The following is a 17,768-nucleotide window of genomic DNA, read 5'->3' on the forward strand; positions in this document are numbered from 1 at the left end:
GACGATCAGTTCAGCGGCAGGTTGAGCAGCGCGTTCTCCACCAGTTCCGGCATGCCGGGGTGGATCCAGTACTGGCCGCGGGCCATGATGCGGGCGTCCAGGCCGAACTCCATCGCCTGGATCAGCGGCTGGATCAGCGTCGGCGCCTGAGGGCCGATGATGTGCGCGCCCAGCAGCTGCCCGGTGTTCGGGTCGGCGAGCAGCTTGGCGAAGCCGGTGGTGTCCTCCATCGCCCAGCCGTAGGCGATGCCCGCGTAGTCCTGGGTGGAGGTCACGTACTCGACGCCGCGCTGCTGCGCCTCTTGCTCGGTCAGGCCGACGGAGGCGATCTGTGGCGAAGAGAACACCGCGTGCGGGACGAACCGGTGGTCCGATTCGATCGGTTCCGCCGGGTGCAGCAGGTTGTGCTGCACGACGCGCATCTCGTGGTTGGCGACGTGCTTGAGCTCGTAGTCGGAGCTGATGTCACCCAGCGCCCACACGCCGTCGACAGAGGTCCGCTGGGTGGCGTCGACCTTGATCTTGCCTCCGTCGGTGAGCTCCAGCCCGCCGTCGGCGGCGTCGAGGAGGTCGGCGTTGGGCACCCGGCCGATCGCGATCAGCAGGGCCTCGGCCTCCACCGCTTCGGCGCCGTCCGGACCCTCCAGGTGCAGGCGCACCAGGTCGCCGTCCTGCTCGACGGAGATCTCCTTGCGGTTGAGCCGCAGGTCCCAGCGCTGGTCGGCGATCTCGGTGAACCGGGCCGAGACGTCGGTGTCCTCGCTGCGCAGCACCCGGCCGGAGCGGCCGATCATGGTGACCTCGACGCCGAGCGCGGAGAACACGTGCGCGAACTCGGCGCCGATGAACCCGGTGCCCATGATGATCATCCGGCGGGGCAGCCGGTCGAGCCGCATCACGGTGTCGCTGGTGTGGAAGTCGACCTGGTCGAGGCCGGGGATCTCCGGCAGCGCCGGGCGCCCGCCAGCGGCCACCACGAACCGGTCCGCGGTGATCGTCTCCGGGCCGTCCGCGGTCTGCACGGTCAGCTGCTTGACGCCGGTGAACCGGGCCTCGCCCTGGTAGAGGGTGACGTTCTCGTTCTCCTCGGCGCGGTAGCGGCGACCGCCCGCGGAGATCGGGTCGATCCGGCCGAAGATCCGGTCCCGGATCTCGGGCCAGCGCACGTCCTGCAGCTCCAGGTCGACGCCAAGCTTGCTGCCGCTGCCGGGGGCGCTGGCGATGTCCGCGGTGTGCACGAACATCTTCGTCGGGATGCAGCCGACGTTCAGGCAGGTGCCGCCGTAGGCGTCGTTGGGGCCGATGCCCTTCTCGACGATGGCGACGTCCCAGTCGGCGAACCGGTCGTCGAGGATCGAGTTGCCGGAGCCGGAACCGATGATCACTAGGTCGAAATGCCGCACTGGTTCATCCTGCCTTAAGGCCTGTCGGTGGCTGCGTTGCTCGGGTGGTCGCTTGGCGGAACCTGAGTGCTTCCCTGGACTGCGGGTGCCCCTCCTGATGTATGACCAATACACGGCGGAGGGGCCGTCCTCGCCAGGAAAGCACTCAGAACCCGCGGGTGGTCGCCGCGTGAGGGTGGTCCAAGCGGCTGACGCCGCTTCCACAAGCGCGGACGGCTTTCGCCGGCAGTCTCTCAGGTCGAGCGGGCCGCAGTCGGGGCGCGCTGGCTTTGTCTGGCGTCGATCACTTGCAACCCGGCCACCCAGCCGGTGATTCCGCGATGATCTCGGGTACCGGTCACACCGCAGGCGTGCACCGCGCACCACAGCATCCCCAGCACCGCATCCGGTTCGCCGAGTACGACCGTGCACGTGCCTTGAGCTGCGGCGAGTCCACCGACGCCAAGAGCCCAGCGCAGCAGCGCGGCGGTCATCGGCCGGGTGGGCGCGCGGGCGCGCAGGCAGACCGCGTGCTGGCCGAGCGAGCTGCCGCTGAGCATCATCGCGATCAGCAGCACGACGGCGGGCGCGAACCACAGCGCCGATGCTTCCCACCAGATTCCGGGGGAGGTGCCGGTCAGCCAGAGTGCGAGCTCGACGCCGCGAGCGCAGGCGATGCCCAGCCACCAGAGCACGAGCAGGTCGCAGGTCATGCCCAGCAGCCGACGTGGCGCGGTCACCGGGCGCGGTGTCGCTGGTCGATCGTGGGCGGCGGTGGGCACGCGGCGCAGCAGCGGTGCGAGCAGCCCGCCGAGCGCCGCACCGGTGGTGTTGGCGATGACGTCGTCGACGTCGAACACCCGGTACGGACACGGGCGCAGGAACCACATCCCGGTGAGCTGGGTCAGCTCGATGAACACCGATGCAGCAGCTCCGACCAGCGCAGCCGCGGCCGGACCGCGGCGCAGCAACGCGCCTAGCGGGACGAAGAGCGCGATGTTGCAGGCGAACTGCTCCACCATCAGGACGCTGCGGAAACTCGCGAAGGGCTGCCACTGCGGCTCGAAGCAGGCCTGGTCGCCGGGGAACGGCAGCAGCACGTAGCTGGCCAGGCCGACGGAGTAGAGCAGGACGGAGAAGCGCAGCAGCGCGACGCCCGCGCGGAGCTCGCCGTGCCGCCGGTGCTCGGCGGCGACGAACGGCGCGAACGCCATCGCCGCCAGGCCGGTGGCGACCAGCACGGCGAACGACGCGGGTAGCACGCTCATCCCGATCTCCTGACGTCTGAAGAACCCCCTGTAATAAAGAGGAGCGAGGTGCCGTTTCAGATACATCTCGATCGAGTGATCGTCGAACGCGAAAAAGCCGTGCCCGCCCCGGAATCCAGGACGGGCACGGCTCATGCACGGCCACAGTTTCAATTCAAACTGTGATCGGCCGTGGGTGGATCCACAGTTTCGATTGAAACTGTGGAACCCGGGTCAGTGCTGGTAGGTGGGAGTGATCACCGCGCGGGCGAGGGTGTGGAACGCCAGGTTGAAGCTGATCACCGCGGGGCTGGCGGTGGCGTCCGGGCCGAGCTTGTCGGTGTCCACCGCGTGCACCACGAAGTAGTAGCGGTGCGGCCGGTCGCCGGGCGGCGGGGCGGCGCCGCCGAAGGCCTGCTCGCCGAAGTCGTTGGCCACGTGGAAGGACCCGGCCGGGATGCCGTCACCGCCGCGGTTGCCCGCGTCGGTGGCCAGCTCGGTCACGTCGGCCGGGATGTCGGCCAGCACCCAGTGCCAGAAGCCGCCCGGGATCGGCGCGTCCGGGTCGAAGCAGGTCACCACGAAGCTCTTCGTGGCCTCGGGAAAGCCCGACCAGCGCAGGTGCGGCGAGTGGTTCTGCCCGCCGGTGCCCATCCCGTCGAAGGCGTGGGCCTGCGGCATCGGCTGCCCGCCGGTCACGTCGTCGGAGACGACGTCGAAGCTCGGGACTGTGGGAAGCAGCGAATACGGATCGGGGTCGATCGGGCGCTCCAGACTCATGCGAGCAACCTCCATTCCTGGGGACTGAGGGCGATCATCGGCCAGCCTAAAGAATCCTTCCGAAGCTGGGCGAGCGGCCAGAACCCAGCGCCTCGCGCGGTCGAGCTGGCCATGCATAAGGGTGGGCACCCGAAGTCCAGGCGGGCGCTGGGGTTCCGCTACCTGCACCGCCACGCAAAACGAGCCTGAACAGGTTCATTGCGCGTCATGCAACGCTGGTGGGTATTTCGCACAAACCTCGATAAGGTGGCGCGACGTCGTGGTGGAACGAGGAGGCGGACGTGGCGGAGCCGGGCCCCGAGGTGCTGTGCTTGGGGGAGACGATGTCGCTGGTGTCCCCGGCGTCTCCCATTCCCCTGGACAAGGCCCCGGTCTTCACGCTTTCCGCCGGCGGCGCGGAGTCCAACGTCGCCATCCACCTGGCCGCGCTGGGGCACCACGTCGGCTGGGCGAGCCGGGTCGGGGACGACCCGTTGGGGCGCCGGATCGTCGCGACCATCGCCGGAGCCGGCGTGGACACCGGCCTGGTCGAGGTGCGCTCGGACGCGCCCACCGGCGTCTACTTCAAGGACCCCGCGCCGGAAGGCACGCGGGTGCACTACTACCGCGCCGGGTCCGCGGCGTCCACGATGGACGAGAACTTCCTGCCGGACGACCTGCTCGACGGTCCGAAACTGCTGCACATCTCCGGAATCACGCCCGCGCTCTCGGCGAGATGTGACCGGCTGATCCGCCACCTGCTCACCCGCGACCGCAGCATCCAGATCACCTTCGACGTGAACTACCGCCCGGCGCTGTGGCCGGTCGAGCAGGCCGGTCCGACGCTGCACGAGCTCGCCCAGCTTGCGGACACCGTGTTCGTCGGGCTGGACGAGGCGAACGCGCTCTGGGGCGTCGAAACCCCCGAGGACGTGCGGAAACTGCTGAACCGGCCGAGCGTCGTCGTGGTTAAGGACGGGCCCAACGCCGCATACGCGCTGGGCGCCGAGACGGTGACCGTGCCCGCGCCGAAGGTCGAGGTCGTCGAGCCGGTCGGAGCGGGCGACGCTTTCGCCGCCGGGTTCATCTCCGGTGTGCTGCGCGGTGCGGACGTCACACGCTGCCTGCGGCTCGGGCACGTCCTGGCCGCGCACAGTCTGCTCAGCACCGAGGACCACACCGCCTCGCCGGATCGCGCAGACCTGGAGCGGTGGCTCGACTGCGACGAAACAGGTTGGCGCGCCTTGAGTTTCGGCGGTGAACGATGACCACTTTCGACGAGCTGTGCACCGGCCCGGTCATGGCGATCCTGCGCGGCTTCGACCCGCAGCGGACCGCTGAACTGGCCGAGCGCGCCTGGGACCTGGGCATCGACGCCGTCGAGGTGCCGATCGAGACCGAGCGCGCCGTGCCCTCGCTGCGCGCCGCGGTGCAGGTCGGGGCGGAGCGAGGACGTCCGGTCGGCGCGGGGACGGTGGTGGGCGCCGACCAGCTGCGCACGGCGGTGGAGATCGGTGCGGCGTTCACCGTCGCGCCCGGTCTGGACCCCGAGGTGGTGCGGTTGAGCGAGGAATTGGCGCTGCCGCACCTGCCCGGAGTGGCCACGCCCAGCGAGATCCAGCACGCCCTCCGGCTCGGGCTGTCCTGGGTGAAGGCGTTCCCGGCGGCGGAACTCGGTGCCGGCTGGTTCAAGGCGATGCGCGGCCCGTTCCCCGGTCTGCGGATGGTCGCCACCGGCGGGATGAACGCGCGCAACGCTGCGGAATTCCTGTCGGCGGGGGCGGCCGTGGTCGCCGTCGGATCGGCGTTGGAGGATGCCGATCAGCTGCCCGCGCTGGCCGAGTTGGTCGAACGTTCCCGAATGGAGAAGTCGTGAAGGTCCACGTTGGCCCGGTCGCCCCGCCCGAACTGGAGGCGGCTGTCGTCGCGGCCGGTGCCGAGCTCAGCTCCGCCGCAGACGCCAGCGCGCTGGTCTGGTTCGGCGGTGCGCCCGAGCAGTTCGCCGAACTCGAGCACCCGGCGCTGGAGTGGGTGCAGCTGCCGTCGGCCGGGATCGAGTCCTGGGTGTCGGCCGACGTGCTGCGCGACGGCGTGACGTTCACCTCGGCGGCGGGCACTTACGCGCAGACCGTCGCCGAACACACCTTGGGCTTGATGCTGGCCGGGGCGCGCCAGATGCACCAGATGGCGCGCGAATCCAGCTGGTCGAAGCCGGAAGGGCTGCGCAGCGTTTTCGGCTCCACCGTCGGCATCATCGGCGCCGGTGGCATCGGCCGGGCGTTGATCGATCTGCTTCAGCCGTTCGGGGTGCGTGTGCTGGCGGTGAACCGGTCCGGCAAGTCCGTCGACGGTGCGGCCGCGACCTGGCGCTCTGATGACGCCGAGGGCGTTGCCGAACTGCTCGCCGAGTCGGACTTCGTGATCGTCGCCGCGCCCGCCACAGCCGAGACCTCGAAGCTGATCGACGCCGATGCGCTGTCCCGGATGAAGCCAGGATCGTGGCTGGTCAACGTGGCTCGCGGCTCGCTGGTGGACACCGACGCGCTGGTCGAGGCGTTGGACGCGGAGCGCATCGGCGGCGCTGCGCTGGACGTCACGGACCCGGAGCCGCTGCCCGACGGCCACCCGCTGTTCCAGCACCCGCGGGCGATCATCTCGCCCCACGCGGCGAACCCGAAGTCGCTGCTGATTCCGGCGCTGGCCCGCCGGGTCGAGGACAACGTCCGCCGTCGTCTCGCCGGTGAGCCGCTGCTCGGTCTCGTGGACCGCGCCGCTGGCTACTGATCGCGAGTCGTTTCACCAGGTCATCTCATGCGGGTGCGATGTTCGACCGCGCCCGCGCGTCTGATATGTCCATGTTGGACTTGGTTCTGCCTTGCCGGGCCTGCATTGCGAACTCCGGACTCTTCACCTGGAATTGGGGAACTAATCGGAGTATTGACAAGCGTCCGGTGTCATGAGTGCGAATACGCATTCCCCGGCGGTGAAAGAACCTTGGGTATTAGAGTCCTTTTTGGACAGTGAGCGTAAGTCGTCCGAGTGGAAATTGGCAGGGTTTTCCACTCGAACGGGTTGTGCTCATTGCTGCTTCTGTATCCAACAGCGGGTCGTGATCCTCTTTCTAATGGACACTTCAATCGAGCCGGAGGCGGCAGGTCGAAAACGCGGCTTGTCGGAAGGCTCCGGGGGAGGAGGCACGACATGGCGGACACACGGAGCCGGGTGTGGTCGGTGGCCGGACTGCTGGCAGCGGCAACCTTGTCGTCGGGACTGCTGACAACAGCGGCTGACGCGGCGGAGTCCGGGACCGCGTCGACGGCGGCGCCCCCCATCGTCGGGGGACAGCAGGCCAAGATCACCGATTACCCGTGGGTGGTGTTCCTGACCGACACCCAGGGCAACCAGTTCTGCGGTGGCACGGTCGCCAAGGCCAACAAGATCATCACCGCGGCGCACTGCGTCAGCGGGGATAAACCGGAGTCGGTCCAGGTCGTCGCCGGCCGGGAGGACAAGCAGAGCAATGACGGCACGGTCGTCAAGGTGACCGGGATCTGGGTCAACCCCGATTACCAGGACGCCAACACCGGTTCGGACGTCGCGGTGCTCACGCTCGGCCAGGACCTGCAGCAGCAGCCGCTGGCGGTGGCGTCCAAGGACGACACGGCGCTCTACGCGGCGGGCAAGACGGCCACGGCGCTCGGCTGGGGGGCCACCGCCGAAGGCGGCCAGGCATCGCAAACCCTGCAGAAGGCGGACGTTCCGCTGAGCAGCGATGCCGACTGCAAGAAGGCGTACTCGCAGTACAACGCGGACGCCATGGTGTGCGCCGGGTTCCCGCAGGGCGGCGTGGACGCCTGCCAGGGCGACTCGGGCGGACCGCTGGTGGTGGAGAACAAGCTGGTGGGCATCGTCTCCACCGGCAACGGCTGCGCACGGCCCAACGCACCGGGCATCTACACCCGCGTGGCCACCTACCACGACGAGGTCCAGAAGCAGCTGGATTCCTGATCCAGCACCGACTCGGCCGGGGCGTAGCGGGAGCGCCCCGGCCGAGCCATGTTCGGAGAATGTCTGAGGAGCTCTACTTTGCGCGACGGTACGAGTGCCGAGGGTGGGCTAAACGCCTTCGGCGTCTCGAAAGAAATGCGGTGTTCAGACGAGTCGTAGGCGGGGGCCTAGGTCTCGGGCGAGGCTGGTGGTCAGCGAGCGGAAGGTTCGGACCGCTGGGTTGCGGTCGTCCGCGCGGGTGGCCAGGACGCTGTGGTCGGGCGGTGCGTCGATCACCGGCACGCAGACCGTGCCCGGCCACGGGTAGTAGCGCTGGAAGGACTCCAACGCCGATCCGGCGCCGCGGCCGGCGGCTGCGGTGGTCAGGACTTCGTGCGGGGTCACCGCGCGGGACTTGCTGCGGTGCGGTGACAGGCCGCCGCGGGCGTCGGAGAAGTAGAGGTAGTCGCTGAACTGGCGCGGGGTGTGCTCGGGGAGGCTGACGAAGGGCAGTTCGAGCACGTCGTCCAGGTGCACGGCCGGGGCGTCGGCCAGCTCCCACGACGCCGGCACGACGACGATGCGCCGCTCCGTGGTCACCACGTCCACGGCGATCCGCTCGTCCACCGGGACGGGCCGCACGAACGCCACGTCGACTCGGTGCTGCACCAGCGCCGAGACGTGCTCGGTGAAGTCCAGTGCGACGAACTCGACCGAGACCTCCGGGCAGGCCCGCTGGAACGCCTGCACCACGGCGGGCGTCAGCTCGGCGGAGCCGTTGCTCATGACGCCGACCCGAAGCGTTCGCTCCGAAGGAGCCTCGGCCACGTCCTCGATCGCCGCGTCCAGCGCGGCCAGCAGAGATCGCGCGTGCCCGACGAACCGCTCACCGGCCGGGGTGAGCCGCACGGGCGTGCGGTCCAGGAGCTGGACGCCGAGGTCGTGCTCCAGCTGCTTGATGTGCGCGGTGACGGACGCGGGCGACCGGAACAGCCGCTCGGCGGCCTTGCCGAAGTGACCTTCCTCCGCGACCGCCAGGAAGGACGTCAACCGACGCAGGTCCATACCCGCAGCGTACGAAGCGTCGGAAGCTCTGGCGCCCGGCGAGCTCGCGAGAGGCGGAGATCACTGCTGCGTTCACGAATCCTGAACGGCCAGTGCGGTGCCAATTCTTGGCGGCATAGAACCACATGCTGTGCAGAAGAAGTGGTTGTCCGCCGCGTTCCTGTTGACCGCCGCGGGTTGGGGAGCGAACCAGTTCTCGCCGCTGCTGGGGGCGTACCAGCACGACCTGGGGCTGTCCGCTCAGATGACGACGGGCCTGCTCGCGCTCTACGTCGTCGGCTTGCTGCCGGGCCTGCTGTTCGGCGGTCCGCTGGGCGACCGCCGGGGTCGGCGTCCCGTCGTGCTCGGCGCGGTCGTGGTCAACGCCGTGGCGACCGTCGCGCTCATGATCGGCGTCGGCGGGGCGTTCTGGCTGGCGGTGGGCCGGCTGCTGACCGGTCTGAGCACGGGCGCGGTCCTGGCCGCGGGCAGCGCCTGGGTTCGGGAGCTGTCGCATCCGCCGTTCGGCACTGCGGTCGAGGATGGCGCTGGCGCTCGCCGGGCCGGGGTGATGCTGTCGGTGGGCTTCAGCATCAGCGGTCTGGTGTCCGCGCTGATCGCGCAGTGGGGCCCGTATCCACTGGTCATCGCGTACCTGCCGCATCTGCTGCTGTCCGCGGCCGGTTTGGGGCTCGCGCTGTCGTGCCCGGAGACGCGCTTGGAGGGGGCCGAGTCCGGGGGTCTCGGCAGCGCGCTCCGGGATCGACGGTTCCGATGGCTCGTGCTGCCGGTCGCGCCGTGGGTGTTCGTCGGGCCGACGGTCTCGTTCGGGACGTTGCCCGGCTTGGTGACCAGCGACCTGCACGGTTTCGAGATCGCCTACGCCGGGATCACCGCGCTGATCACGCCGGGCTTCGGGGCCGTCGTGCAGCCGATCGCGCGCCGGGTCGCCCAGCGCGGCGAGCGGACTCCGGCCGTCGTCGGCCTTCTGGCGCTGGCGGCCGGGCTCGGGCTGGCAGTGGTGTCCGTGACGTGGGTGCTGCCGTGGTTGGCGCTGCTGGCCTGCTTGCTGATGGGCGGCGGTTACGGGTTCTGCGTGACCTTCTGCCTGACCGTGGTCGGCCGGATCGCCGGACCAGGCGCGCTGGCCCGGCTCACCGCGGTGTTCTGGTGCATCGCCTACTTGGGCTTCTGCACGCCGTTCGTGATCAGCCTGCTCGCCCCGGTTGCCTCGGCGCAGGTGCTGCTGCTGGTGCTGGTCGGTCTCGCGCTGGTCACCTGCGCGGTGGTGTCAGCTGGCGACCAACCCGATCGAGATGGTGAGGAACGCCGCCGCGCTGACCATGTCCAGCGACTTCGCGACGCGAGGGTTCTTTAGCCGGTCGGCGATCTTCGCGGCGCCGAGCACCATCGACGCCTCCCAGATCAGGGCCAGCACCAGGAAGACGACCCCGAGCATCACCAGCTGCAGCGTGGGCTGCGCGGCCGAACCCACGAACTGCGGCAGGAACGCCAGGCTGAACAGCAGCATCTTCGGGTTGGTGAGGTTGCTGAACAGGCCGCGCAGGTAGGGGTTGGAGTTGTCGATGACCGGCCCGTTGAGCGCGCCGTCGGCGGTCTCCTGCCTGGTCAGCCACAGCCCGCGCAGGACCATCACGGCCAGGTAGACCAGGTAGGCGGCGCCGACCCACTTCAACGTGGACAGCACGGCGGGGTGGCTGGTGATCAGGGCGCCGAGCCCGGAGATCACCAGGGCCACCTGCAGGATGCTCGCGGTGTGGATCCCGGCGAGCGCGAGCAGACCGGCCCGGCGGCCGCGGTTCAGCGAGGTCCGCAGCAGCAGGAAGATGTCGACGCCGGGGGTGAGCACGACCACCACGCTCGCCACCAGGAAGGCGGGCAACGGGGTCAGGTCCACGAGCACGGTTCCTCCTTCGCGACAGCGCACAGCACTGATCACTTGATCGGGTTGGATCTGTCACCTGGTCAGGCGCAGTTCACGGACCCGATGCGCAGAGACGCTTTGGATCCGTGTCGACAGGGGAAGGATGAGCAGCTGTCAGCGTCGACGCGCTCAGTAAAATTTCCCGGCATCGACTATCTTAACGAAATATTTTCCTGGCCACGTGTGAGTTGTGCCTCGCGATGTTCTGGTATCCGGCTGACTACGGTGTGCCGTCGGCAAGATCCGCGACAGTGGGAGGCTCGACGTGGCGCGTGGCAGGACCGGAACCGCAGTGCTGCGGCTCGTGATCACCGGCGCAGTGGTGGCGCTGGCCGGAACGAACCCCGTGACGGCGAGCGCGGCGGAAGAACCGCAGGCGCGCGTGCTCGGCGGCTCCGAGACCACCACGGAGGAAGCCCCGTGGGTGGTGGCCCTGACCGACGGCTCCGGCCGCCAGTTCTGCGGCGGCGCGCTGGTGACGCCGATCAAGGTCGTCACGGCCGCGCACTGCACGGTCGAACCGCTCACCGGTGGCCAGCGCGACCCGAAGCAGCTGCGCGCGATCTCGGGCCGCCCCGACCTGACCGTCGCGGACGGCGCGGTCGCGGAGGTGGACCGGATCTGGGTGCACCCGGGTTTCCGCGGCTACACCACCGGTGACGACGTGGCGGTTCTGACGCTGCGCGAGCCGATGCCGCAGAAGCAGCTGCCGGTGGTCGACCAGGGCGACACCGAGCACTACCGGCCCGGCACGGTCGGCCGCGTCTACGGCTGGGGCAAGACCAGCGAGCAGGGCTTGCCATCGACGACTCTGCGCTCGGTGGACGTCCCGGTCACGACCGACGACGCGTGCCGCAGCGCCTACTCGAACTACGACCCGCGCAGCATGTTCTGCGCCGGAGTGCCCGAAGGTGGCCGCGATGCCTGCGCCGGGGACTCGGGTGGCCCGATCGTGGCGGACAACCGACTGATCGGGGTCGTCTCCTACGGCACCGGCTGCGGCCGCCCGAACACCCCGGGCGTCTACACCCGCCTGTCCACCTACGCGAACGAACTGGCCGCACAGTTCTGACCCACCGAACCACCGCTCGACCTCCTGCGGGTCGAGCGGTGGTTCGCGGAGTGTTGTTGGCTACTCCCGGTGCTGGTGAATGCGGGTTTTGAGACCCCGCTGTGATATCCAAGTAGGGATGACCCTGCACCCGCTCGCGACCGCCGTCCACCGCGCCTACACCGCGGACTTGGACGCCGAGGACTTCTACCGGATGCTGCGCCTGCGCGTCGACGTGTTCGTCGTCGAGCAGGAGTGCGCCTATCCGGAGTTGGACGGTCGCGACCTGGAGGACGCCACCCGGCACTTCTGGATCGACTCGGCCGACGGTTACGTGCTGGGTTACCTGCGGCTGCTCGAGGATCCCGACGGTGTCTTCCGGATCGGCCGGGTGTGCACCGCCAAGTCCGCGCGCGGGTTGGGGTTGGGCCGCAAGCTGATGCGCGCCGCCGTCGCCGAGGTGCAGAACGCGCCCGCGGTGCTCGCCGCCCAGGTCAACGCGAAGGACTTCTACCGCTCCTTCGGCTTCGTCGAAGACGGGGACGAGTACCTCGAAGACGGCATTCCGCACGTCGACATGCGCCGCGAGCCGCGCCGCCGCTCCTGACGGACGCACCCGTTTCTGCTCGTGAGCGTTTTGCGGTGCTGTGACACCGCGAAGTGCGCACGACCCACGGGCAGTGGCGCACGTCTCGCGGAGGCCGCGGAAGGTTGGTCCGCCGTCGCGGTTCTGCGACGATGCTCCATGATCCGAATGCAAGGGGTGCGGCAGGAAGCCGGTGTGAATCCGGCGCGGTCGGCGCCACTGTGACCGGGGAGCGGCCCTCCCCCGAGAGCCACCGGGGAGACCTGGGAAGGCCGGAGGGGCGCGGTGATCCGGGAGTCAGGACACTGCGATCCCTTGTTCCCGCCACCGGGGCGTCCGCACCCCGAGGAAGGAACACCGGCATGTCCGCTGCTCCGCGCTTCCCCTTCTCGGCCGTCGTCGGCCACGACGATCTCCAGCTGGCGTTGCTGCTCAACGCCGTGCACCCGCGCATCGGCGGAGTGCTGGTTCGCGGCGAGAAGGGCACGGCGAAATCCACCGTGGTGCGCGCGCTCGCGTCGCTGCTGCCGTCGCTGGACGTGGTCGCCGACTGCCGCTTCAGGTGCGCTCCGAGCGACCCCGACCCGCAGTGCCCGGACGGGCCGCACGACTCGACCGCGGTGCAGCGCCCGGCGCAGCTCGTCGAGCTTCCGGTCGGCGCCACCGAAGACCGCCTGATCGGTTCGCTCGACCTGGAGCGCGCGCTGACCGAGGGCGTCCGCGCCTTTCAGCCAGGTCTGCTCGCCGCCGCGCACCGCGGCGTGCTGTACGTCGACGAAGTGAACCTGCTGCACGACCACCTGGTCGACCTGCTGCTGGACGCCGCCGCGATGGGGCGCGCGCACGTCGAGCGGGAAGGTGTCTCGGTTTCGCACGCGGCGTCGTTCTTGCTGGTGGGGACCATGAATCCGGAGGAGGGTGAGCTGCGGCCGCAGCTGCTCGACCGGTTCGGGCTCACCGTGCAGGTCGCGGCGTCGCGGGAGGTCGCGACCCGCACCGAGGTGGTGCGCCGACGACTGGCCTTCGAAGCCGATCCGGCCGGGTTCGCCGCGAAGTGGGCCGATGCCGACGCATCCCTGGCCTCGCGCATCCGCGTTGCGCGGGACCGGGTTGAGCACGTGACACTGCCGGACTCCGAACTTCGCCGAATCTCCGCGCTGTGCGCTTCTTTTGACGTCGACGGGATGCGCGCTGACCTCGTCCTGGCGCGCACCGCGATCGCGCACGCGGCCTGGCGCGGAGCCGACGAAGTTGCTGAGGCTGATGTCGAAGCAGCGGCCCGGCTCGCGTTGCCGCACCGGCGTCGCCGGGACCCGTTCGACGAGCCGGGCATGGCCGAAGACCAGCTGGAACAAGCACTTGCCGAGGCGGCGGAGCACGCCGAGGACGACGAGCCGCCGGAGGGGCCGGACGGCCCCGGAGGCGGTGGTCAGACGCCGGACGAGCCGACGGAGCCGTCAGGCGGAGGCGGCGCGGAGCGCAGCGACGACAAGGAGCGGAGCGACGGGCGGGCGCCGGCGGACAAGGCGCCAGCGGCGCCGACGCCGGCGTTCCGGGCGCGGCTGCTGGAGGTGCCGGGGCTCGGCGACGGGGCGCCGGGACGGCGCTCGCGGTCGCGGTCGCGGAGCGGCCGGACGACACAGTCGTCTACTGTGGAGGGACATGGTGTGCACGTGGCGGCGACCTTGGCCGCTGCGGCGCCGCACCAGGTTGCTCGCGGCCGCAGCGGTCCGGGATTGGTGCTGCGGTCCGATGACCTGCGGCGCGGTATCCGGGAAGGGCGCGAGGGGAACCTGGTGCTGTTCGCGGTCGACGCGTCCGGGTCGATGGCTGCCCGGGAACGGATGTCCGCGGTCAGCGGCGCGGTGTTGTCGCTGCTCAGGGATGCCTACCAGCGGCGCGACAAGGTCGGCGTGGTCACGTTCCGGGGCGACTCGGCGGAACTCGCGTTGCCACCGACGTCCTCTGTGGACATTGCCGCGGCGCGGATGCGCGGGCTGCGCACGGGAGGTCGCACGCCGCTCGCGGACGGTCTGCTGAAGGTTCAGCGGGTGGTGCAGCGCGAGCAGATGCGTGACCCGCAGCGCCGGATCCTCGTCGTGCTGCTGACCGACGGGAGGGCCACGGTGGCGGTGAATTCCGGGCTGAGCGGGCGCAGTCGGGCTCAGCGCGCGGTCGAGGATGCGCTGCGCGCGGCGGGGCTGGTCGCTGAGGCCGGCGCGGCGTCGATCGTGGTGGACTGCGAGAACGGGATGGTCCGGCTGGGGCTGCCCGCACGGATCGCTGCTGCCTTGGGCGGTCCGTGCTTGCGGCTCGAGGAGCTGTCGGCGGAGAACGTCGCCGGAGTGGTGCGCGCGGTTCGCGATGAACGTCCGAATGCCGCTTGATCTCGTTTTGGTTACGAGATCCTTGATTGTGCGTACCCGCCCACTGCCTGGATTGGTACGGTGACTGCCGTCCACCTGACCCCCAGGGGTGGACTTGCGAAGCGCCCCCGCGCTCCCGGCGACCCCCAGGCCGGTCGAGTGCGGGGGCTCTTTTTCGCCCAGCGCGATACCCCGCGCGACCACGATGACCAGCGCCGAAACGCTCGGCACTGCTGAATGCAGGAGGACCATGGGCTCGCAGTCAGCCGCCGACGCTCCGGACTTGGCGGGGGAGTCGGCGCGGAATCCGCGGACACCGCCGTGGCGGGAACCGTGGGCGGACCTGCCAGCTGCGGAGCGGTTCTGGCGGGCTGCTTTCTTGGTGTCCCAAGTGCTGGTGCGCGTTGTGATCGCGCTGGTGTGCTACACGGCTTTCTCCCTTACCAGTGCGTCGGGTTCCGACGGTGTTGTGGCGGACCGCGGTACCGCGTTGGCCACGAACTGCGAGCGCGTGGGCCCGGTCAGCCGCTCCGGTCTGGGGTGGTACTGGGCCTGCGATGCGGAGATCACTTGGTCCGACGGCCGGACGACGCAGAAGAACTTCCAGTCGTCGGAGCTGACCCCGCAGAACATGACCGAACCTGCTCCGGTGGTGTACCGGAAGGTGCGCAACGCGGCGGACCTGATCGCGGTCGATGCGCCGCGGCCGTTCGTCGGGCTGGGGTGGACCCTTCTCATCGCGTTGACCTGCACGATGGTCTACGGCATGTGGATTCCCGGTGTCCCGCCTATGCCTGCTGATCGTCGTGCGGAGCGGCGTCGGCGGATTCGGTTGCAGTGGTGGAACCCGCTGGCTGTGCCGATCGGCTGGGGCCTGGTGATCGCGGGCGGGCTCGGAACCGCTTCTCCGGAATCGACGGGACTTTCGGTGCTGGCGATCGTGCTCGGTTTCGCCGCGCTCGTCGCCGCTTGGGGCATCTCGCTGAACCGCCGGAGGAACGGCGTTCTCGAGCCGAAGGTGTTGCCGCCGGAGCAGACGCGGCGGTGGGGGAAGACGGGGAGTTGGCTGGTCGTCCTCGGCGGCGCGGCCGTCGTGGCGGGGGGTGTGACGAAGCTGCCAGACCTTTTCGGCGTCCTCGGCGCGGTCGCGCTGCCCTGCACCGTGGTCGCGGTGGGGGTGCGGTTGAAGCTGGTCGCGAACCGGCGATCGGGTGGAACCGATCAGGCCGGAACCACGTCAAACCGGACGATGCAGGGGTAGCGGGAGGAAACAACGTGGAGCAGTCGCCGGAGCAGTGGTTGGCGATGATGCAGGAACGGGCTGACGAGATGGTTCGGCAGTCCGAGCAGATTCAGCAGCAGATGCAGGAGATGGCCGAGACCGCGAGCGATCCCGACGGTGCGGTGTCGGTCACGGTCGGCGCCAACGGTGCGCTCAAGGACCTCCAGATCGACCAGCGGGCGATGCGCCGGAGCGCGGCGGAGCTGCAGGCGACGATCTTGAAGCTCGCCGGGCAGGCGCAGGCCGCGGTAGCCGGTCGCGCGGTCGCCGCGGTCGAGCCGGTGGCGGGCACCGCCGGAATGGACTTCCTGCGCTCGCAACTTCCGCCCGAGCCGGAACCTGAAGTGGCCGCGACCCGGCGCTCGGAGTCGGACGACTACGACGACGAACCGCCGCAGACCTACCTTCGCTGACCAGGAGCAAGCACGATGTCGCAATTCGCCGTGAAACCCGCCGCGCTGCGGTCGCATTCGGACTACCTGTCGGAACTCGCGGGGAAGATCTCGGCCGCCGCGGACAAGGCCGGCGGGGTCAGCTTCGGTGTGGACTCATTCGGCCTGGTCGGCCAGATGTTCGCCATCCAGGCGCGGGAGACCTCGCAGCAGGCCGCGCAGCAGATCAGCACCTTCTCGGAACGCACCGACCTGCTCGGCCAGAACGTCAACCAGTGCGCGGCCGACTACGAAGGCGACGACCAGCGAAACGCCGATTCCATCGGAAAGATCGAGGTGTGAACTGATGTCGTCGATGTTCGTCGACACGGAGACGCCGTCCGTGGAATCGGGGACCTGGAGCGCTGGGGCGGGAATCGTGGACTCCGCCCGTGCCACCGCCAATGCCGTGCAGAGCGGCGACTGGGGCGACCTCGCCGCCAGCGGCGGTGTGCTCGCCCTCGATGGCTTGCTGCTGGCGATCGACCCGGTCGGCTCTGCGCTGGCCGCCGGCGTCGGCTGGCTGATGGAGCACCTCGCGCCGCTGCGCGAGCTGCTCGACTTCGTCGCCGGTGACCCGAATGCGATCAAGGAGGGCGCGGACACCTGGCTGGCCATCAAGGAGGACCTTCAGCAGCTCGCCGACGAGCTGCCCGGGCAGGCCGAGCAGCAGACCAGCGACTGGTCGGGGCAGGCCAAGGACGCGTACGCGGGGCAGGTCAAGGAGTACACGGACGGACTGCAGGCGCTGTCGATCAGCGCGGGCAGCGCCTCGGCGACGATCGCCACGGCCGGCACCATGGTGGCCACGACCCGCGGCATCATCCGCGACATCATCGCCGCGATCGTCGCAGAGCTGATCAAGGGAGCGCTCGCGGCGCTGGCCGGTTCGGTGATCAGCTTCGGCGCGACGGTGGCCGGGTACCTGGCCTACGCGGCCGGGCGGATCGGCATGACCATCGCCAAGATCACCGCCAAGATCAGCGCACTGCTGGCCAAGCTCGGCAAGGCGGGTGCGCTGATGGCGCGTGCGCTGGACGACATGGCCAAGGTCGGCTCGAAGATCGGTGCGGACCTGGTCACCTCGGGTGCGAAGGTGTTCCCCGCATCCCCGGCGCTGGGTGGGGCCACCCATGCGGCGGGACGTGTCGCGACGGCGGGAGCGGACGGCCTGGGAACGGCGGCCACGGCCGCGACGCGTGCCTCGGACGGCCTCACATCAGCGGCGGGACGCACTGCTGACGCCGCTTCGGGCCTCGGACGGAGCTCGGAGAACCTGGCGGGTACCGGTCTGCGCTGGGCCAACGGTGCTGACGACGCGGGCAGGTCGGTCACCGAGGGTGTCGGCAATGCGATCGAGAAGGGCCGGTACCGGGGAGCTTACGAGGACGCCATCGACCAGGTTTCGAACGTGACGAAGCCGGGGAGCGCGGTGATCCGCGGGGAGCTCGGCGCCGAGCAGTACCACGAGCAGAACTACGACGAGGACTCCGGTTCGTACTACGACGGCTACAACGGCAGCGGTCAGTACACCGGCGAACACGGCCGGGACGGCTATCGCGACGCGCCGCGTCCCGAGTAGCAGCGGTACCGGTCGTGAGTGCGTGGCAGTGTTCGACCACGAGCAGATTGAACGTTCCGTCGCTGATCGGACGTGTACCGCCGAAGTCGTCACAGGTGACGTGACC

The 17,768-nt window shown here is 69.7% G+C and carries 17 protein-coding genes and 1 riboswitch; of the genes, 12 read left to right on the forward strand and 5 right to left on the reverse strand.

All coding sequences use genetic code 11. The annotated features are described in order from the left end of the window. Positions 1-5: 5 nt before the first annotated feature. The 3 genes from ACWCO2_RS05190 to ACWCO2_RS05200 form a co-directional block, all read right to left on the reverse strand. Complete coding sequence (locus tag ACWCO2_RS05190; protein ID WP_450126428.1) at positions 6-1,403, reverse strand: mycothione reductase; 1,398 nt, start codon at positions 1,401-1,403, stop codon at positions 6-8. A gap of 233 nt (positions 1,404-1,636) precedes the next feature. Then, on the reverse strand, positions 1,637-2,650 hold the full coding sequence (locus tag ACWCO2_RS05195; protein WP_450126429.1) for a VanZ family protein: 1,014 nt from the start codon (positions 2,648-2,650) through the stop codon (positions 1,637-1,639). A gap of 213 nt (positions 2,651-2,863) precedes the next feature. Then, positions 2,864-3,409 carry a YbhB/YbcL family Raf kinase inhibitor-like protein gene (locus ACWCO2_RS05200; protein WP_450126430.1) on the reverse strand — a complete coding sequence of 182 codons (546 nt, stop codon included), beginning with the start codon at positions 3,407-3,409 and terminating at the stop codon, positions 2,864-2,866. Between the two features lie 281 nt (positions 3,410-3,690). Here ACWCO2_RS05200 and ACWCO2_RS05205 point away from each other — a divergent pair, with 281 nt between their 5' ends. The 4 genes from ACWCO2_RS05205 to ACWCO2_RS05220 all read left to right on the forward strand — a co-directional run bounded on the left by ACWCO2_RS05205 (position 3,691) and on the right by ACWCO2_RS05220 (position 7,396). Further along, positions 3,691-4,656, forward strand: a complete 966-nt coding sequence (locus ACWCO2_RS05205; RefSeq protein ID WP_450126431.1) for a sugar kinase — start codon at positions 3,691-3,693, stop codon at positions 4,654-4,656. Continuing rightward, the gene (locus tag ACWCO2_RS05210) at positions 4,653-5,264 is read left to right on the forward strand and encodes a bifunctional 4-hydroxy-2-oxoglutarate aldolase/2-dehydro-3-deoxy-phosphogluconate aldolase (RefSeq protein WP_450126432.1); all 612 of its coding nucleotides are present in this window, start codon (positions 4,653-4,655) and stop codon (positions 5,262-5,264) included. Before ACWCO2_RS05205 ends, ACWCO2_RS05210 begins: the two co-directional genes overlap by 4 nt. Continuing rightward, positions 5,261-6,172 (forward strand): D-isomer specific 2-hydroxyacid dehydrogenase family protein, encoded by a 912-nt coding sequence (locus ACWCO2_RS05215; RefSeq protein WP_450126433.1) that lies wholly within the window; start codon positions 5,261-5,263, stop codon positions 6,170-6,172. The genes ACWCO2_RS05210 and ACWCO2_RS05215 overlap by 4 nt, the downstream gene beginning before the upstream one ends. A gap of 417 nt (positions 6,173-6,589) precedes the next feature. Next, the gene (locus tag ACWCO2_RS05220; RefSeq protein WP_450126434.1) at positions 6,590-7,396 is read left to right on the forward strand and encodes a S1 family peptidase; all 807 of its coding nucleotides are present in this window, start codon (positions 6,590-6,592) and stop codon (positions 7,394-7,396) included. A gap of 144 nt (positions 7,397-7,540) precedes the next feature. On the opposite strand, the gene ACWCO2_RS05225 is transcribed toward ACWCO2_RS05220, so the two are convergent. Further along, positions 7,541-8,440 carry a LysR substrate-binding domain-containing protein gene (locus tag ACWCO2_RS05225; RefSeq protein WP_450126435.1) on the reverse strand — a complete coding sequence of 300 codons (900 nt, stop codon included), beginning with the start codon at positions 8,438-8,440 and terminating at the stop codon, positions 7,541-7,543. Between the two features lie 130 nt (positions 8,441-8,570). Between ACWCO2_RS05225 and ACWCO2_RS05230 the strand changes: the two genes are divergently transcribed. Beyond that, positions 8,571-9,797 carry an MFS transporter gene (locus ACWCO2_RS05230; RefSeq protein WP_450126436.1) on the forward strand — a complete coding sequence of 409 codons (1,227 nt, stop codon included), beginning with the start codon at positions 8,571-8,573 and terminating at the stop codon, positions 9,795-9,797. Here ACWCO2_RS05230 and ACWCO2_RS05235 read toward each other — a convergent pair. After that, positions 9,711-10,343 (reverse strand): LysE family translocator, encoded by a 633-nt coding sequence (locus ACWCO2_RS05235; protein WP_450126437.1) that lies wholly within the window; start codon positions 10,341-10,343, stop codon positions 9,711-9,713. The two genes, ACWCO2_RS05230 and ACWCO2_RS05235, sit on opposite strands and share 87 nt — an antisense overlap. Before the next feature lie 286 nt (positions 10,344-10,629). On the opposite strand from ACWCO2_RS05235, the gene ACWCO2_RS05240 reads away from it, so the two are divergent. From ACWCO2_RS05240 to ACWCO2_RS05270, 7 genes are all read left to right on the forward strand, one after another. Continuing rightward, positions 10,630-11,436, forward strand: coding sequence for a S1 family peptidase (locus ACWCO2_RS05240; protein ID WP_450126438.1), 807 nt, complete (start codon positions 10,630-10,632; stop codon positions 11,434-11,436). A 118-nt stretch (positions 11,437-11,554) separates the two neighbouring features. Then, positions 11,555-12,022 carry a GNAT family N-acetyltransferase gene (locus tag ACWCO2_RS05245; RefSeq protein ID WP_450126439.1) on the forward strand — a complete coding sequence of 156 codons (468 nt, stop codon included), beginning with the start codon at positions 11,555-11,557 and terminating at the stop codon, positions 12,020-12,022. A gap of 121 nt (positions 12,023-12,143) precedes the next feature. Next, positions 12,144-12,322: riboswitch (cobalamin riboswitch) on the forward strand. A gap of 41 nt (positions 12,323-12,363) precedes the next feature. Further along, positions 12,364-14,388, forward strand: coding sequence for a putative cobaltochelatase (locus ACWCO2_RS05250; RefSeq protein ID WP_450126440.1), 2,025 nt, complete (start codon positions 12,364-12,366; stop codon positions 14,386-14,388). Between the two features lie 229 nt (positions 14,389-14,617). After that, on the forward strand, positions 14,618-15,628 hold the full coding sequence (locus ACWCO2_RS05255) for a DUF6346 domain-containing protein (protein WP_450126441.1): 1,011 nt from the start codon (positions 14,618-14,620) through the stop codon (positions 15,626-15,628). Positions 15,629-15,642: 14 nt separating this feature from the next. Then, positions 15,643-16,062: a YbaB/EbfC family nucleoid-associated protein gene (locus tag ACWCO2_RS05260; RefSeq protein ID WP_450126442.1), complete on the forward strand. Its 420-nt coding sequence runs from the start codon at positions 15,643-15,645 to the stop codon at positions 16,060-16,062. Between the two features lie 15 nt (positions 16,063-16,077). Continuing rightward, positions 16,078-16,383 carry a type VII secretion target gene (locus tag ACWCO2_RS05265; RefSeq protein ID WP_450126443.1) on the forward strand — a complete coding sequence of 102 codons (306 nt, stop codon included), beginning with the start codon at positions 16,078-16,080 and terminating at the stop codon, positions 16,381-16,383. Positions 16,384-16,387: 4 nt separating this feature from the next. Continuing rightward, complete coding sequence (locus tag ACWCO2_RS05270) at positions 16,388-17,662, forward strand: WXG100 family type VII secretion target (RefSeq protein WP_450126444.1); 1,275 nt, start codon at positions 16,388-16,390, stop codon at positions 17,660-17,662. The last annotated feature ends 106 nt before the right edge of the window (positions 17,663-17,768 follow it).

The organism is Saccharopolyspora sp. NPDC002376 (assembly GCF_053593195.1).

What these genes read in the sequence shown, in the direction of transcription:
- ACWCO2_RS05200 (WP_450126430.1), bottom strand. Translation starts at nt 3,409, where the DNA reads ATGAGTCTGGAGCGCCCGATCGACCCCGATCCGTATTCGCTGCTTCCC.
- ACWCO2_RS05250 (WP_450126440.1), top strand. Translation starts at nt 12,364, where the DNA reads ATGTCCGCTGCTCCGCGCTTCCCCTTCTCGGCCGTCGTCGGCCACGAC.
- ACWCO2_RS05245 (WP_450126439.1), top strand. Translation starts at nt 11,555, where the DNA reads ATGACCCTGCACCCGCTCGCGACCGCCGTCCACCGCGCCTACACCGCG.
- ACWCO2_RS05195 (WP_450126429.1), bottom strand. Translation starts at nt 2,650, where the DNA reads ATGAGCGTGCTACCCGCGTCGTTCGCCGTGCTGGTCGCCACCGGCCTG.
- ACWCO2_RS05210 (WP_450126432.1), top strand. Translation starts at nt 4,653, where the DNA reads ATGACCACTTTCGACGAGCTGTGCACCGGCCCGGTCATGGCGATCCTG.
- ACWCO2_RS05225 (WP_450126435.1), bottom strand. Translation starts at nt 8,440, where the DNA reads ATGGACCTGCGTCGGTTGACGTCCTTCCTGGCGGTCGCGGAGGAAGGT.
- ACWCO2_RS05220 (WP_450126434.1), top strand. Translation starts at nt 6,590, where the DNA reads ATGGCGGACACACGGAGCCGGGTGTGGTCGGTGGCCGGACTGCTGGCA.
- ACWCO2_RS05255 (WP_450126441.1), top strand. Translation starts at nt 14,618, where the DNA reads ATGGGCTCGCAGTCAGCCGCCGACGCTCCGGACTTGGCGGGGGAGTCG.
- ACWCO2_RS05265 (WP_450126443.1), top strand. Translation starts at nt 16,078, where the DNA reads ATGTCGCAATTCGCCGTGAAACCCGCCGCGCTGCGGTCGCATTCGGAC.
- ACWCO2_RS05270 (WP_450126444.1), top strand. Translation starts at nt 16,388, where the DNA reads ATGTCGTCGATGTTCGTCGACACGGAGACGCCGTCCGTGGAATCGGGG.